At 50.1% G+C, this 14,292-nt stretch carries 13 protein-coding genes; 3 read left to right on the forward strand and 10 right to left on the reverse strand.

Annotated features, from left to right (window positions below):
* The first annotated feature begins 2 nt into the window (after positions 1 to 2).
* Positions 3 to 2,168 (forward strand): hypothetical protein, encoded by a 2,166-nt coding sequence (locus tag OXH18_RS10685; RefSeq protein ID WP_268612768.1) that lies wholly within the window; start codon positions 3 to 5, stop codon positions 2,166 to 2,168.
* Here OXH18_RS10685 and OXH18_RS10690 read toward each other — a convergent pair.
* The 4 genes from OXH18_RS10690 to OXH18_RS10705 form a co-directional block, all read right to left on the reverse strand.
* Positions 2,145 to 2,858: an ABC transporter ATP-binding protein gene (locus OXH18_RS10690; protein WP_268612769.1), complete on the reverse strand. Its 714-nt coding sequence runs from the start codon at positions 2,856 to 2,858 to the stop codon at positions 2,145 to 2,147. The genes OXH18_RS10685 and OXH18_RS10690 overlap by 24 nt on opposite strands.
* A gap of 12 nt (positions 2,859 to 2,870) precedes the next feature.
* Positions 2,871 to 4,088 carry an ABC transporter permease gene (locus OXH18_RS10695; protein WP_268612770.1) on the reverse strand — a complete coding sequence of 406 codons (1,218 nt, stop codon included), beginning with the start codon at positions 4,086 to 4,088 and terminating at the stop codon, positions 2,871 to 2,873.
* A gap of 124 nt (positions 4,089 to 4,212) precedes the next feature.
* Complete coding sequence (locus OXH18_RS10700; protein WP_268612771.1) at positions 4,213 to 5,538, reverse strand: efflux RND transporter periplasmic adaptor subunit; 1,326 nt, start codon at positions 5,536 to 5,538, stop codon at positions 4,213 to 4,215.
* 121 nt (positions 5,539 to 5,659) lie between these two features.
* On the reverse strand, positions 5,660 to 6,151 hold the full coding sequence (locus tag OXH18_RS10705) for a GbsR/MarR family transcriptional regulator (RefSeq protein ID WP_268612772.1): 492 nt from the start codon (positions 6,149 to 6,151) through the stop codon (positions 5,660 to 5,662).
* A gap of 302 nt (positions 6,152 to 6,453) precedes the next feature.
* Between OXH18_RS10705 and OXH18_RS10710 the strand changes: the two genes are divergently transcribed.
* Positions 6,454 to 7,206, forward strand: coding sequence for a hypothetical protein (locus tag OXH18_RS10710; protein WP_268612773.1), 753 nt, complete (start codon positions 6,454 to 6,456; stop codon positions 7,204 to 7,206).
* Between the two features lie 75 nt (positions 7,207 to 7,281).
* Positions 7,282 to 7,533, forward strand: coding sequence for a hypothetical protein (locus tag OXH18_RS10715; RefSeq protein WP_268612774.1), 252 nt, complete (start codon positions 7,282 to 7,284; stop codon positions 7,531 to 7,533).
* Between the two features lie 87 nt (positions 7,534 to 7,620).
* On the opposite strand, the gene OXH18_RS10720 is transcribed toward OXH18_RS10715, so the two are convergent.
* From OXH18_RS10720 to OXH18_RS10745, 6 genes are all read right to left on the reverse strand, one after another.
* A complete protein-coding gene (locus OXH18_RS10720) occupies positions 7,621 to 8,322 on the reverse strand; it encodes a cysteine hydrolase family protein (RefSeq protein ID WP_268612775.1) in 702 nt (233 codons plus the stop codon).
* Positions 8,323 to 8,352: 30 nt separating this feature from the next.
* Positions 8,353 to 9,900 carry an ABC transporter ATP-binding protein gene (locus tag OXH18_RS10725; protein WP_268612776.1) on the reverse strand — a complete coding sequence of 516 codons (1,548 nt, stop codon included), beginning with the start codon at positions 9,898 to 9,900 and terminating at the stop codon, positions 8,353 to 8,355.
* Positions 9,901 to 10,002: 102 nt separating this feature from the next.
* Complete coding sequence (gene biuH / locus OXH18_RS10730; RefSeq protein WP_268612777.1) at positions 10,003 to 10,686, reverse strand: biuret amidohydrolase; 684 nt, start codon at positions 10,684 to 10,686, stop codon at positions 10,003 to 10,005.
* Between the two features lie 110 nt (positions 10,687 to 10,796).
* Complete coding sequence (locus tag OXH18_RS10735) at positions 10,797 to 11,738, reverse strand: ABC transporter permease (protein WP_268612778.1); 942 nt, start codon at positions 11,736 to 11,738, stop codon at positions 10,797 to 10,799.
* A 13-nt stretch (positions 11,739 to 11,751) separates the two neighbouring features.
* The gene (locus OXH18_RS10740; RefSeq protein ID WP_268612779.1) at positions 11,752 to 12,861 is read right to left on the reverse strand and encodes an ABC transporter permease; all 1,110 of its coding nucleotides are present in this window, start codon (positions 12,859 to 12,861) and stop codon (positions 11,752 to 11,754) included.
* Between the two features lie 17 nt (positions 12,862 to 12,878).
* Positions 12,879 to 14,045 carry a BMP family ABC transporter substrate-binding protein gene (locus OXH18_RS10745; RefSeq protein ID WP_268612780.1) on the reverse strand — a complete coding sequence of 389 codons (1,167 nt, stop codon included), beginning with the start codon at positions 14,043 to 14,045 and terminating at the stop codon, positions 12,879 to 12,881.
* Positions 14,046 to 14,292 lie beyond the last annotated feature (247 nt).

Consider the following 14,292-nt stretch of genomic DNA (forward strand, 5'->3'; position numbering starts at 1 on the left):
ACATGGACATTCTGATCGAAAATCTGCTGCCGGATCAGTCCAACCTTGCCATTCCTGGTTATTTTGTTCGCAGTACGGCTCCCCGCAATGTGGAAGATCGGCAGAACTTGGTCGATCGCGATCGTCCCGTGATTCAAGATGTGATTCAGCGGTTGTATGACAACCACATCCGCAGCCAGCAGGAAACGGGGGTTGTGATTGCGATTCATGGCTACAATACCGGGGCAACCGATGATACTGAGACCGTGTGGGATGGTTGGTATCAACCCCTGTGCACCTATGCCAATTATGACGATCCGTTTATTCGACAAGACCCAAACCGCTTTGTGTTTCTGGGCTATCGTTGGCCCTCCGAAAGCGTGGCCCAGAAACATAACCTAAGGACTGCCTTTAGAGCACTACCGTTTCTGCTGAAAACCCTATTGATTACAGGAACCGCCGTAGCGCTACTGTCATTGATTTTGCTACTGGCGATCGGGGCGGCCTGGTGGGCAATTCCGCTCAGCTTGGGCGTGTTTGGGCTATCGTTGGTTGTCTGCTTAGTCCTGTTGCGATTTTCGGTATATTTTCGCGACACCTACCGCGCCACTTACTTTGGCGTCAATGATTTAGTGGAACTGATTCGTCAACTCGATCAAGGACTGGTACAGCTAAAAATGGCAGAATTGCTGCCAGATCAAGCGCTGTTCGATCGTATCTTGACTGATATCCCGGACTTGCAAGGATTAGAGTATTCAGCATTCTTAGGGGCGGTAAATACAATTCGACGAGAACGCGACAAACGTCCGGATTTAATTATTCAATTAGATGATGTTCGATTTCGACAATTCATTCAGCGATTACAGTCATTTTCTGGTATCGACTCTGTTATTGATCCATCTGTGCTCCCCCACTTAGTGCTGCGCCTGGACGCGGTTCAGGCTGAAACGTTGCAGCGAGCCGAAACCTACTGGAAGCGCCGCCCGATCAAGCTGTCGTTTATTGGGCACAGCATGGGCGCTCATGTGACAACGCAAACCATTCGGATTTTATCGGATGTGTTTGACCCCCGATCGATTGGCAAAGTGGGAGATCAATCGGAAAAGATGCCGTCTTCTCGCATTGGTCGGGTGTTTTGCTTGGGGCGATTGGTGCTAGTGTCGCCGGATATTCCGGTACTGGCGATCACATCCGGGCGATCGAATTTTCTGCGATCGTCGCTGCGGCGATTTGAAGAGGCTTATCTGTTCAGCAATGAGGGAGATCTGGCCCTAAGACTTGCTTCCACCGCCGCCAACTATTTTTCGTTTCCAGCCCGCACCCGCACGCAGGGCTATCGCTTAGGTAATGTCACGGTCAAGGCTAATGGCTCTGATGGCAAAACCCTGTTTGGCATTGTCAACATCGCGACACCTATGAACCGCCTGTTGCCCTACCTAGAAGTTAAAGTTTTGAATCAGCGCAAGCCCCAAACGCTCGATCCTAGTCCTGTTGTTCAAGCCAAGCTGAGACAAGAATTAAAAGATGAAGCGGTAATGGTCAACGACGGTGACAAAGACAAGCAATCGTTGGCGGATTTATTCACCTATTTTGACTGTACTGAATACCGCGACTTCACTGACTACAACGCCAAAGCGCAAGAAACCATTCGCAATGTCATGATTTTGAATGGTCAACGATCGCCGTTGAATTTGTTTGACTACGTGCGATTGTTTTTGGCATTTGTGCAATTTTCACCTCGATCGTTTCCTAAAGGGCGCGATGTACACGGTGGCTATTTTTGGGGCAAATTTAGTAAATTGCTGCTGTATCGCTTGGTGTTTTTGGGGTTTTCTGGGTTGCTTGATTCCCTTGACCAAACGCCATTAGAGACACTGGGTATTACTGCTCTGCCTGATTATTTGAAAGCAGAGCTTGAGCAGGCTCGCCTAGCTCCATTGGAACCCACATCAGGCGCAACGGCAAGCCAACTAATCGATCCACCTTTATCGCAGCAACGGCAGACGGCTCTGCGCTATCTCTCTTGGATTTGCCAGCAGAAGCACATCCAAGCGGCCGTGTCTCCAGAACGCTATCAAGTGGATGTCATGGGCATTGAACGGGAAGAGGTGCGCGAGGAAATGTTACTCCGTGAAAAATCTGTCGATGTTATGTCGGATGTTGTGTCACATCGCCACCGCTTGAGCTAAATCGGTCGGAGCGAGGCGATCGTGCAACACCTGTCCATCGCGGAACCAAATAATACGGTGGGTTTTTCGAGCCACGTCTGCTTCGTGTGTCACCATCACGACCGTAATTCCAGAGGCATTCAGTTCGCCAAAAATCTCCAGCACTTCCTGAGTCGTTTGCGAATCAAGCGCTCCGGTTGGCTCGTCGGCTAACAAGACGACTGGACGATTAACGATGGCTCGGGCAATGGCCACCCGCTGCTGTTGTCCACCAGATAGTTGGGTCGGTCGATTGTTGAGACGATTGGCCAATCCAACCCGCGTCAGGGCTTCGGCGGCTCGGTCTTTGCGCTCTTTGGTTGGCACTCCAGCATACACCATCGGCAGCATCACATTTTCTAAAGCTGATAGCTGCGGCAACAAATGAAACTGCTGGAACACAAACCCCAGCTTGCGGTTGCGAATATGCGCCAATTCCTCATCCGATAACTTGGCTACATCTTCGCCGTCTAAGTAGTAGCTACCAGAAGTGGGGCGATCGAGACAGCCAATCACATTCATCGCTGTAGATTTACCGGAGCCAGACGGCCCCATGATGGCGCAATATTCCCCCGCCTCTACCGTTAGGTTCACATCGTTCAATGCATGAACTTCGGTATTGCCAGCCCCATAGACCTTGGAGATATGCTCAAGACGAATGATGGTTTTCATGGTTTGTCTCAGTTAAGCGCTACGCAGAGCCACGATTGGATCCAACTTGGCAGCTTGCCGGGCCGGAAATACGCCGAAAAATAATCCAATTCCGCCGGAAACACCCACCGCTAACACAACCGCTATTGTGGAAACCCCCGCCTGTAGAGGTGTCACTGCTCCAATCAGCGTCACACCTGCCACACCAATGCCTGTCCCGATGATGCCACCGATCGCCGATAGAATAATAGCCTCAATCATAAACTGCACCAAAATATCCTGCTGAGATGCGCCAATGGCTTTACGTAAGCCAATTTCCTGAGTTCGCTCTCGCACCGAAACCAGCATGATATTCATAATGCCAATGCCGCCGACAAACAGGGAGATCCCAGCGATCGCCGCCAGCATCAGAGTTAGAGCACCAGTGACATTGCCAACAATTTCCAAGGCATCTTTTTGGGTGCGGATGGTGAAGCTATCCTCTGCCACCACCTTGTGACGCAAGCGCAGCAGATTGCGAATTTGAAATTGAGCCGCATTGATCGATGCTTCGTCTCGGGCGCTGGTAGAAATGTAAGTGACAGCCGTTCCGTAGGGCGAGTCGTTACCCGTGATGCGGCTAGACATGGTGGAAATGGGAATCAAGGCTACGTCGTCCTGGTTATTGCCTAAAAAAGCACCTTTCGATTCCATTACCCCAATGACCTGAAAGCTAACGTTGCGAATGCGAATTTGCTGACCGATCGGGTCAGTATTGCCAAACAATTTTCTAGCCAGGTCAGATCCTAACGCCACCACCCGGCTGCTGCGCTGCACGTCCAAGTCGCTGAAGAAGCGACCGCGCTCCACATCAAAACTACGGACGATCGTGAAATCGGGGGTGGTTCCGGTGACGCCTGCATTGGTGCGACGATTGCGATAGGTAATCAGTTGTTGTCCCTGAAGTTCTGGCGCAACGGCACTTACCGTAGGAACCTGAGACGCGATCGCCTCGGCATCTTCCAGGGTAAGATCGCGAATCGGTGCAGCGGCGCGGCTATTGGCCTCATCACTACCGGGAATGATAAACAACACATTCGGTCCCAGCGACTCAAACTGCTCAGCAGCATAGCGTTGTGCCCCCTGCCCAACCCCTACCATCGCAATTACCGAGGCATTGCCAATAATAATGCCTAACATCGTCAGGGTACTGCGGAGTTTATTTGCAGTCAGCGTTTTGACTGCCATATTGATACTTTCAAAAATATTCATGGTTTAACGGAGGTTAGGGGTTAGGAATTAGGAGTAGAGGGTTGGGAGTGGATGAGTGGATAGATAAGGAATTGGTTTTGATTCTGCAACCTTTGTCCATTAGCTTTCGTTTCATCCTTCATCCTTATTCTTCAGTTTGATCCCACTGTGAATTAGGAGGAATGTCCGTAAACACCCGCTCGCCTGGTTGCAGTCCTTCTAAGATTTGAGTTTGGTTGCCAACAGACGTGCCTAGCATGACAGGGCGAAATTCTGGCTGATTGGTCTCGTTGGGAACCAAAACACCCGTCTCACCATCACGGGTGACGATCGCCACGGTAGGCACAACCAAGGCATTAGTCATTTCATCGCCCAAAAAGGTGACATCAACGTTCATGCCGGACAACAGCTTGTCTTCTCCGGAAGTCAGCGCAATCCGCACTTGGAAAGAGGTGACATTTTGATCAACTACGGCTTCTGGAGCAATCAACAACACCTCGCCGCGAAATACCTGACCTGGATAAGCATCGGCCACAATTTCAACGGGTTGCCCCACTCGAAGCTGTTGAATATCGACTTCCGGCACTTCCGCTAGCACTTCTAACCCTTCTGCCAAGGCAACAATCGCCGTAGAAGTAGCAGAGGATGCTTCTGATGCAGAGGTGGTAGGAGTGACAAACGCCCCTTCACTGGCATATTTCTGGGTGATGATGCCATCAAATGGAGCACGAATGAAGGTATCGTCATACTCCACCTGTACCGATCGTAAATCGGCTTGGGCTTCAGCGAGTTGGGCTTGAGCTTCGGCAATGTCTTCCGATCGAGCGCCGCGTTGCACTAATTCCAAACTACGTTGAGACTCTCGCAGGGCCGCTTCCGATTGGGCGAGGTTGGCTCTGGCGGTTTCAGCTTGATTGAGCACATCATCCAAGTCATCGGTAGAAATGGCCCCCTCACTGGCCAGTGATTGATTACGGCGTACCCGTTCATCGGCTCGGTTGACTTGGGCTTGGGCTTCAGCCACCCTAGCTTCGGCTTGGGCCACTTGGGCTTCGGCTCGGGCAATTTCCTCGGGACGATTTCCCGATCGCAAAGCTGACAATCGAGCCTCGGCTTGAGCCACCCGCGCACGGGATTGAGCTAACCGAGCCTCCACCGATTCATATTCCATGCGAGCCACGACCTGCCCCTGAGAAACCCGATCGCCCTGCTCTACAAGTAATTCCACCAAAATTCCTGAGGTTTTAGGACTCAGATTCACCGTTTGAATAGGCTGCACCCGACCACTGGCACCAATCCGCACCTGTAGCGGTTGCGAGTCCACTGTGACTGTCATGGTTGACACATCAGGAACGGCGGATTGATTGCGCACCGTCCAATAGGTTAAGCCGCCAACGCCAAGTAATCCGGCTGTCACCAGCCCTAAGATCCAGGGGTTTGGGTAACGTTTACCAAGAAAAGAAAGTTGCATAGTCGTTCGCATAGAAAGGAGAGTTGAGCAAGGAGGTCGCTCGAAACCGGCACAGAACCAGCACGACCCACGATGAACAGACATCAAAACGAGACATCAAAACAAGTTAACCAACGGCATCTCAAGCTGGAGCATCAGGCTGAATCTGTTGCTGTTCAAGTTCCCAGCGCTGATCTAACAGCGGTAGTTCTCGTTCCCAAAAGGCATGAATGTCTCGCATTTCTTGCAAGCGCTCTTGCAGAGGCGGTGGACTGTCTTCTAGAAGACTCAGCCCCTTTTCAGCAAGCTGCCGAAATGAGGTGATTTGAGCAATACGCTGTTTGGTGAGTTGAGACCAAGCATGGGGTTTGATTTGAAAATAATCTCGTCGTTCTCCAGGAATACTGACTCGTTCAATCAAACCAATCTGAATCAACAACCGGGTCATGGTGCTGATCGACCCCTTGCTTGCTTGCAAGCCCGCGGCCAACTCTCCGGTCGATTGCTGTGGTGGATCAGAGATCAGCAGCCAGCCAAAAATTCGACCTGACATGCGGGGAAACCCCACTAATTCAAACATCAGACCAACTTCTTCAACAAAGTGGGTACGTTCAAACGATTGCTCTTTGTTCAACTGTCCACTGGTCGTTACACTCCTTAACTAAGATTATATCTTTTAAATGTTTAGTAGATACTGAACAAACTAAACAACCGTTATTTACAGCTTACTGACTGTTCCATAGCTAGCCATCCTCCAGGTGGGCAATCTCTTGGGGAAATAACCCGCCCGATCGGTCAAGCTTGGGAAAAGTGTTCGGATGCAGCGATCGAAGGAGTGGAGGAGTAAATGGGTGGAGGAGAAGCATGGTAGAGGTTTTTCAGTTAAGCGCTAGCATAGTAGTCCGATAACCAGTAGTCTGATTACCAGTTGAAGGTATGACACAATTGCTACAACACGCGACTAAACAACATCAACGCTTGCGAAGGCAGGGGTTGATTCTTGCAGGGCTGATTATATTGGCAAGTGGTTGTGGTCGGACAAGCGAGTCATCTTCTCTTGAAACTCCATCTGCTAGCGCGCCCGGTACTCCCTCAGTGGTGGCTGAGGCTGACGCCACTCCCTCGCCTGTGCCGCCCTCTCCGGTGGCTACGGATAGCACGGTGATTTCATCCGAAGGCATTGGTTCTGCACAACTGGGCATGACCTTGGGCGAACTCAAAGGGGTTTTAGGGTCTGAGACGGAGTTTGTGGTAGAGTCGCCGTTTATTGTCGATTTTGACGCGATCGCCGTGCGCCGTAATGGTGAAACGCTATACCACATTCTGTATTTGGCGGGTGAAACCTTTGGCGATGACGATGTGATTCAGGGGTTATACACCGACAACACCCGGTTTCGCACCGCCGAGGGGGTTGGGCCTGGGACACCGTTGACGGAAGCGGAACAAGCCTATGGAGAAGCCACCCTAGCTTATAATACGCAAAATGAATCGAGAGAATATGCTCGGTTTGAGCGCCAGCCCGCCAGTAATGTTTCGTTTGCGACTGGCAACGGCAATGAAAATCCGGCTGGGGTTTACGCTGCCTCGAACGAAGACTATAACGAAACCACCGAGTTTCGCAGCGATGCAACGATTCAGTCAGTATTAGTCATTTGTCTAACAGACGGGTGTGCTCCTGCGGCTAACTAATTTGCCAAAGCTTTGATTCAAGCCTTTGCTCCAACCTCTATTTTGCTATCATCCCCTGCTCCCCAATCTACCATTATGATCAGTATGATCAAGCTGCTTCTATCACTAATTCTGGCTCTTTGGGTTTGCACAATCGCCCTCGTCGCCGCCCAAAACGGTACACGGGTTGCCATCCAGTTTTTGGGAATACAGTCGATTCAAATTCCCTTTGGCATAATGCTGGCTTTTAGTGCAGCTGTGGGAATGGTGGCAATGGCTATATTATTGCCACTGCTGCGATCGACCGGTCGTCCTTCCACTCGATACGATCGTGAAGATTTTGAGTAGAGCCGTTATCTCCGCAATATTGAGTGATGCATCCAATTGGGGTGGGCTGGGTAAAGTAGAAGACGTTTATGAAGGCTGTTTATGCGGTCACAGCTTCCACTGATCTAGAACACTACCCCAGGTTTCTAAAGTGCAAATAATCTGTGCCGAGGTTGTCGTCCAACCGACAATCCCGCCTTGGGCCCGCACCATTTCTAGTGTCGCTTGTTTGAAATCTGGAAAATAGCTTTCGGTACAGTCTTCAACCATCAAGCACTCATAACCGCGATCGTTCGCTTCACGCATTGTGGTTTGCACACAGACTTCGGTAGTGACACCGGTTAGTAGCAAATGGGTGATGCCTCGTTCTTGCAGTTGCAATTGCAAGGGTGTAGCGTAGAACGCACCTTTACCAGGTTTGGTGATAACTATTTCGCCGGGTAGTGGAGCTAGTTCAGGAATGATAGCATTACCGGGTTCACCCAAAATTAAGATTCGTCCCATTGGACCTTCATCACCAATTTTGAGTTTTCCGTTACCACGATCGCGTTTAGACATAGGACAATCTGATAAATCGGGTTGATGACATTCCAGGGTATGCACGATCGGCAATCGCAGCGCTCGAAACAGCGTCAGTAACCGTTTTAATGGTGGTACGATTGCCTGTAATCGTGAGACATCATTGCCTAGTGCATCACCAAACCCACCTGGCTCCAAAAAATCTCGCTGCATGTCAATGATGACGAGAGCAAGTTGATGAAGGTCAGCCGGAAGCGAATAGTCGTAGGGTTGAGCAGAAAAAGAGAGCATGAGAAGGAATGAAGAATGAGAGACGAGGGATTAATGTCCTGCCATACTCTGCCCAATCGCAGCAAAGTCGGCTTCGGTGGTAGGGCTATCATAGACAAACTGACCGCCGCTGATGACCAAAATGCGATCGGAGAGTTTCAGCAACTCGTCGAGATCTTCGCTAACCAGCAGCACCGCTACTCCGCGATTGCGAGCGGCTACGATTTGGGTATGAATAAAATCAACGGCAGCAAAATCCAAACCGAAGCAGGGGTTTGCCGCAATCAGCAGGTTAATTTGATCGGAGGACAATTCGCGAGCAAGAACAGTCCGCTGAACATTGCCGCCAGAAAGGTTGCCAACCGGCGTATCAGGCGAGGGGGTCTTCACCGAGAATTGTTGAATCAGTCCTTGGGCCATCTGTCGGATGGCATTGAGAATCAACATCACTCCTTTCGCTTGGGGAGGACGATCGAAGGTACGCAGAGCCATATTTTCAGCTACGCTCATGTGGGGAACACAGGCATTGCGCAGCGGTTCTTCGGGTAGGGCAAAGACACGATGTCGAGTCATTTCGGCGCGAGTGGCTCGATACGGTTCGCCATTGACATGGATTTCGCCTGCTGTGGCATCTCGCTGTCCGGCTAGCACTTCCACCAATTCTCGCTGTCCGTTGCCCGAAATGCCGGCAATGCCCACAATTTCGCCGCTATGAACCGTGAGGTTGACATCAGAAACCGCTTCGACCCCGTTGTCTTTGTTAGCGTGAAGATGGTGTACTTCCAGGACTGGATACGATTCTGTATGAACCGTTTTGTTGACAGGTGTTGGGTCTTTTTTCTCGCCCATCATCATTTCTGCCATGTCAGAAATTGCCAGATCTTTCACAAAGCCATGGCCCGCAAATCTGCCTTTTCGTAACACAGTGACTTCGTCTACAAATGCGGTAACCTCTCGAAATTTGTGAGAAATCATTAGCACACTTAAGTCGCCTGCCGTCACCTGTTCTCGCAGTAAACCCAGCACCTCATCGGCTTCGGCTGGTGTTAAAACGGATGTTGGCTCATCCAAAATCAGAATACGGCTGTGTAGATACAGTTGCTTAAGAATTTCTAGTTTTTGCTTTTGTCCGGCTGCTAGTTGGGCGATCGGAGTGTCTAGGGGGACTTGAAACGGCGAGCTTGCCATGAACGATCGCAACTGTTCAAGTTCCGATTTCCAATGAATAAGGTTGGTACTGTTATAGCGCGACAAGACTAAATTCTCTGCCACCGTCATAGCGGGAACCGAAGTAAAATGCTGATATACCATACCAATGCCGTACCGATGAGCATCGCGAGGATTGGTAATTTGTACGGGTCGATCGTCAATTCGCACTTCACCCGCCGTAGGGCTATAAAACCCCATAATGCACTTCACCAGCGTACTTTTGCCAGCTCCATTTTCCCCTAACAGGGCATGGAAGGTTCCGGGTTTTAGGTGCAGCGATACGTTCTCAAGTGCTACTAACCGACCAAATTGCTTGGTCATACCCACCACTTGCAAATCGGGCGGACGATTGAGCTTAATTGGAGATTCGATCGATGTTGCAGTGTTCATGGCAAGAAAGGCTATAGGGATGAAGGATGAAGTAAATTTCTTGTTTCTAGCCTCTGGCTAGACATGCGCAACAAAAGGTTCTACCGTCTTTTACTGACTTCTCTATTGACTGATCGCTTCAATGAAGGCTTTAGAATCGGCAACGGCTCCAAAAACACCTCCTTGCATCTTCACCATCTTTAGAGCGGCTAAGTGATTGCCATAATCGGTTGCGCCTGTGCAATCAGAAAGTAGTAAACATTCATACCCCCGATCGTTGGCATCGCGCATTGTAGTATGGACACAAACGTCTGTGGTGATTCCAGTCAGCACAATATTTTGAATACCTTTGCGTTTCAACACCAAATCTAAATCAGTTGCATAAAACGAACCTTTACCAGGTTTGTCAATAATGACTTCTCCTGGTATCGGAGCAAGTTCAGGAATGATCTCCCAACCGGGTTCACCACGTACCAGAATTTTGCCACAAGGTCCCGAATCGCCAATACCGGCGCCAATTTGCTGCGATCGCCATCGTTTGTTTTCAGGTAAATCAGATAGGTCAGGGCGATGGCCTTCCCGCGTGTGCATGACGTGATAGCCTTCTGCCCGGGCCATGGCTAATACGCGCATAATGGATTCGATCGGGGCCCGAGTCAGAGATAGATCGTAGCCCATTTTGTCTACATATCCACCCTTGCCACAGAAGTCAGTTTGCATGTCGATAATCAGCAATACCGTATTCTCTGGACGGAGATCGCCATTGTAGGGATAGGGATAGGGGTCAGCCTCAACAAAACGTCCCATGTTTATACTCCGTGTGATAAAGGCTATACAGGAAGGTTAAAAGCTAAAGGTTTTATCGATCGATTCGGTTGCTCTGACTTCTACCTTTTATGCTTCTCCTTCAGACTTCTCTAGCCTTGGCTATCGGTTCCCAACGCGCCCGGCACGCCAGTTAGTGTACGTTTAGGGGAACAGGTGAAAATCATAATTAACAGCGTTAGCACGTAGGGAGCGGCATTGAACAGGTAGTAACCTTCCCTAATTCCAACAGACTGCAACGCTGGCCCCAGCGCTTGTGCTCCGCCAAATAACAGTGATGCCCACAGGCACAAGATGGGATTCCAACGCGCAAAGATCACCAATGCAACGGCCATCAAACCTTGCCCACTAGAGATGCGTTCTGTCCAAACGCCGGGATAGTAGAGCGAGAGGGCGGCTCCCCCGATGCCTGCCAGAAAACTGCCTGCCATGATGCTAAGCATTCGCACGTTGAAAATCGAGACCCCCATTGCTCTAGCTGCTTCAGGGCTATCGCCTACTGCACGAACAAATAGCCCCCAGCGGGTCGATTGAAAGAACCACTTCATTAACGGAGCGATCGCCAACCCCAACAAGAACAGCGGACTAATTTGTAGGGCCGCTTGCAGAGCGGGAGGCATGGCTGCATTTCCTAAATTTAAAGTCGGTAATTGGGGGGCTGAAGGTTGAATGAATGGCTTGCCCAAGAAAAAAGCAATGCCGCTGCCAAACACAATCATGGCAATACCGACTGCCACATCATTAACGCGATATTGTTGCGACAGCCACCCGTGAATTGCACCCAATGCCAAGCCGGATAAACCGGCGACTAAAACCCCCAACCAAGGCGAGCCAGTCAGATAAGAGATGGCATAGGCGCTCATCGCTCCCATTAAGACTGTACCTTCCAGCCCTAAATTGATCTTGCCGCTTTTCTCGGTCAAGCATTCTCCCAAGCTGACAAACAAGAATGGAGTACCGCCGCGCATAGTTCCGGCCGCGATCGCCAGAAGAACGCCCCACCAACCTAATGCTTGTGATGCTTCTGCTGCCATAGCTTTAAGTCTCCTAAGAAACAACCACTGATTCCTGCCCAGGGCTGGGAGGAGGGGAGGGAGGAGGAACAAGAGTGGGCTTTTCCTTAAAGAAGGGGAATTTGCCGTAGAGGGAATCGCCATAGAGCACCACCAGGAAAACTAACCCCTGAAAGACCAAGACCGTGGCATCGGGGAGACCGTGTGATCGCTGGAGAATTCCACCACTGGCCAGAATGCCGCCCACAAGTAAGGAAAGGAAAATAGCTGCGATCGGATTATGTCGCGCAGCAAAGGCCACCAAAATGCCGCCATAGCCATAGCCAACATTCAGGGATTCGTTGGCGGCTCCCTGCACAGCAGCCACTTCCACCATGCCGGCCAGCCCTGCACATGATCCGGCTAAAAAACAAATGATTACCGTCAGTTTGCCCACCGGTAGCCCAGCAATACGAGCGGCTCGGATATTACCGCCAGCCGTGCGGGCGGCAAAGCCAAAGGTGGTACGCTGCATCAGAAAATAGGCGATGACACAAGCAACCAGCCCATACAGCAAGCCCCAATGCACCCGTGTGCCGGGAATATTGCTAAGCATATTCATATCTGCTAAGGGATACGTGGAAGGCTTGTTCAATGAACTTGGGTCTTTCATCGGCCCACCCACTAAATGGTTGAGTAGGGCGATCGCCACGTAATTCAGCAATAAACTACTGATTGTTTCATTCACGGCTCGGTAGTGTCGGAGTGCACCTGCGAACCCAATCCAGACACCGCCTGCAATCATGCCCGCCAGCGCCATCGCTATCTGTACCACCAACGGCGAGACCGCCGTGCCCAACGTTAGCCCTATGGAAACTGCCGCCAAACCACCGACGACAAGCGCTCCTTCATTACCAATGATCACTAGACCCAATCGCGCTGGTAAGGCAGTACATAATGCACTGAGCATCAACGGAGCCGCCCGAATTAATGTATTTTGGAACGTACTCCATTTGCCAAATGCCGCCTTCCAAATAGACGCATAGACTGCAAAGGGATTAGCTCCAGCGATCGCACAGAACACGCCAAACAACACTAATCCAAACAGAATTGACCCAAAGGGAATCACAATAGATTCCAGGTTTCTACGCCAAGTTTGATTCATTCTGTATTCTTTCCACGCTAGCTTCCAACCGAACCCAACACGCCTTCAACTAAGTAATTCATTTCTTCTAACTTTGGATCTTGCTGTTTCAATTCTTCGTTCCCAGCAATAATCACTTTGCCCTGATTGTCTTTAATCTCTCCTTTGTAAATTGTCATGCTACCGTCCAAGAACTGTGCTTTTGCCGTTTCGGCTGCTTGCTTGGTCTCCTCACTGACAGCCGGGCCATACTCAGACAATTTACAAAACCCTTCTTTTAATCCACCGCGTAAAATGTGGGGAATGCTGCCATCCATGAGAGTTTTGCCCGCTTGTACGTCTTCAATTATTTTGGAGTAGACGTTTGTCCAATCCCACTCTGCCCCTGTGAGATAGCCCTTAGGAGCTAACGCCGCTTGATTGGCATGATAGCCCGAGCAGAAAATACTCCGCTTTTCAGCCGTTTCCATGACAACTTTAGGGCTGTCTACATGACACGTAACAACATCAATCCCCTGATCGACCATGCTATTCGTTGCTTCGGCTTCTTTAATGGGTTCCGCCCAGTTACCTGTGAATACTACTTGAGTCGTAATTTCAGGTTTGACGCTGCGAGCACCTAGGGTGAAGCTGTTGACGTTGCGCAATACTTGGGGAATTGGTTTGGCTGCAATAAACCCTAGCTTGCCCGTTTGAGACGTGAGCGCTGCAACAATTCCGGCAATGTATTGAGCTTCATCAATGTAGCCAAAGTAGCTGCCGACGTTATTAGGTGTTACACCTTCTTGATAAAGTCCACCCGCATGAAAGAATTGCACTTCTGGATATTCTTCAGCCAGTTTGAGAATGTGCGGGTCAAAGTAACCGAATGAAGTAGGAAACAGAACGGTTGCACCGTCAATGTCAATCATGCTGCGCATGGATTCTGCTACGGCGGTGGTTTCAGGAACATTAGCTTCTTCCACCAGCTTCACAGAAGCATGTTTTTGAACCATACCAGCTGCACCTTCTGCATGAGCTTGGTTGTAACCGTAGTCATCTTTGGGACCCACATAGATAAAACCGACGGTGAGATCTTCGCCGCCAGCAGCTTCACCTTGCGATGTACATCCGCTCAGTTTGGTCGTGATTCCAAAGGCGGCCGTCGCTAACAGACCACGAATCACCTGACGACGGGAGAAGTGAGGGAACCGAATAGTGCTCACAGTGGCGACTCCTTATCAAAAGGATGATGGACTACACAGAACTTAGATTGAATTGTTGAGCAAAGCTTATCAGAACCGATCGCCCCATAAGGTTCGAAAAGGTGCGAGAAAGGTGCGCTAACAGGTTCGAGAAACGTAACGTCTGGACTACACGAAATGTTACGTAGATAACAAAGTGGACGAGAGTGAGTTTGTAGGATACACAGTTAGCACCATTTCCCATCCTCCAAAAGCTGGATTTTGCAGG

The organism is Thermocoleostomius sinensis A174, assembly GCF_026802175.1.
In the GTDB taxonomy this organism is placed as follows: domain Bacteria; phylum Cyanobacteriota; class Cyanobacteriia; order Elainellales; family Elainellaceae; genus Thermocoleostomius; species Thermocoleostomius sinensis.

What these genes read in the sequence shown, in the direction of transcription:
- OXH18_RS10715 (WP_268612774.1), top strand. Translation starts at nt 7,282, where the DNA reads ATGATCAGTATGATCAAGCTGCTTCTATCACTAATTCTGGCTCTTTGG.
- OXH18_RS10710 (WP_268612773.1), top strand. Translation starts at nt 6,454, where the DNA reads ATGACACAATTGCTACAACACGCGACTAAACAACATCAACGCTTGCGA.
- OXH18_RS10695 (WP_268612770.1), bottom strand. Translation starts at nt 4,088, where the DNA reads ATGAATATTTTTGAAAGTATCAATATGGCAGTCAAAACGCTGACTGCA.
- OXH18_RS10725 (WP_268612776.1), bottom strand. Translation starts at nt 9,900, where the DNA reads ATGAACACTGCAACATCGATCGAATCTCCAATTAAGCTCAATCGTCCG.
- OXH18_RS10740 (WP_268612779.1), bottom strand. Translation starts at nt 12,861, where the DNA reads ATGAATCAAACTTGGCGTAGAAACCTGGAATCTATTGTGATTCCCTTT.
- OXH18_RS10690 (WP_268612769.1), bottom strand. Translation starts at nt 2,858, where the DNA reads ATGAAAACCATCATTCGTCTTGAGCATATCTCCAAGGTCTATGGGGCT.
- biuH (WP_268612777.1), bottom strand. Translation starts at nt 10,686, where the DNA reads ATGGGACGTTTTGTTGAGGCTGACCCCTATCCCTATCCCTACAATGGC.
- OXH18_RS10735 (WP_268612778.1), bottom strand. Translation starts at nt 11,738, where the DNA reads ATGGCAGCAGAAGCATCACAAGCATTAGGTTGGTGGGGCGTTCTTCTG.
- OXH18_RS10720 (WP_268612775.1), bottom strand. Translation starts at nt 8,322, where the DNA reads ATGCTCTCTTTTTCTGCTCAACCCTACGACTATTCGCTTCCGGCTGAC.
- OXH18_RS10700 (WP_268612771.1), bottom strand. Translation starts at nt 5,538, where the DNA reads ATGCAACTTTCTTTTCTTGGTAAACGTTACCCAAACCCCTGGATCTTA.
- OXH18_RS10685 (WP_268612768.1), top strand. Translation starts at nt 3, where the DNA reads ATGGACATTCTGATCGAAAATCTGCTGCCGGATCAGTCCAACCTTGCC.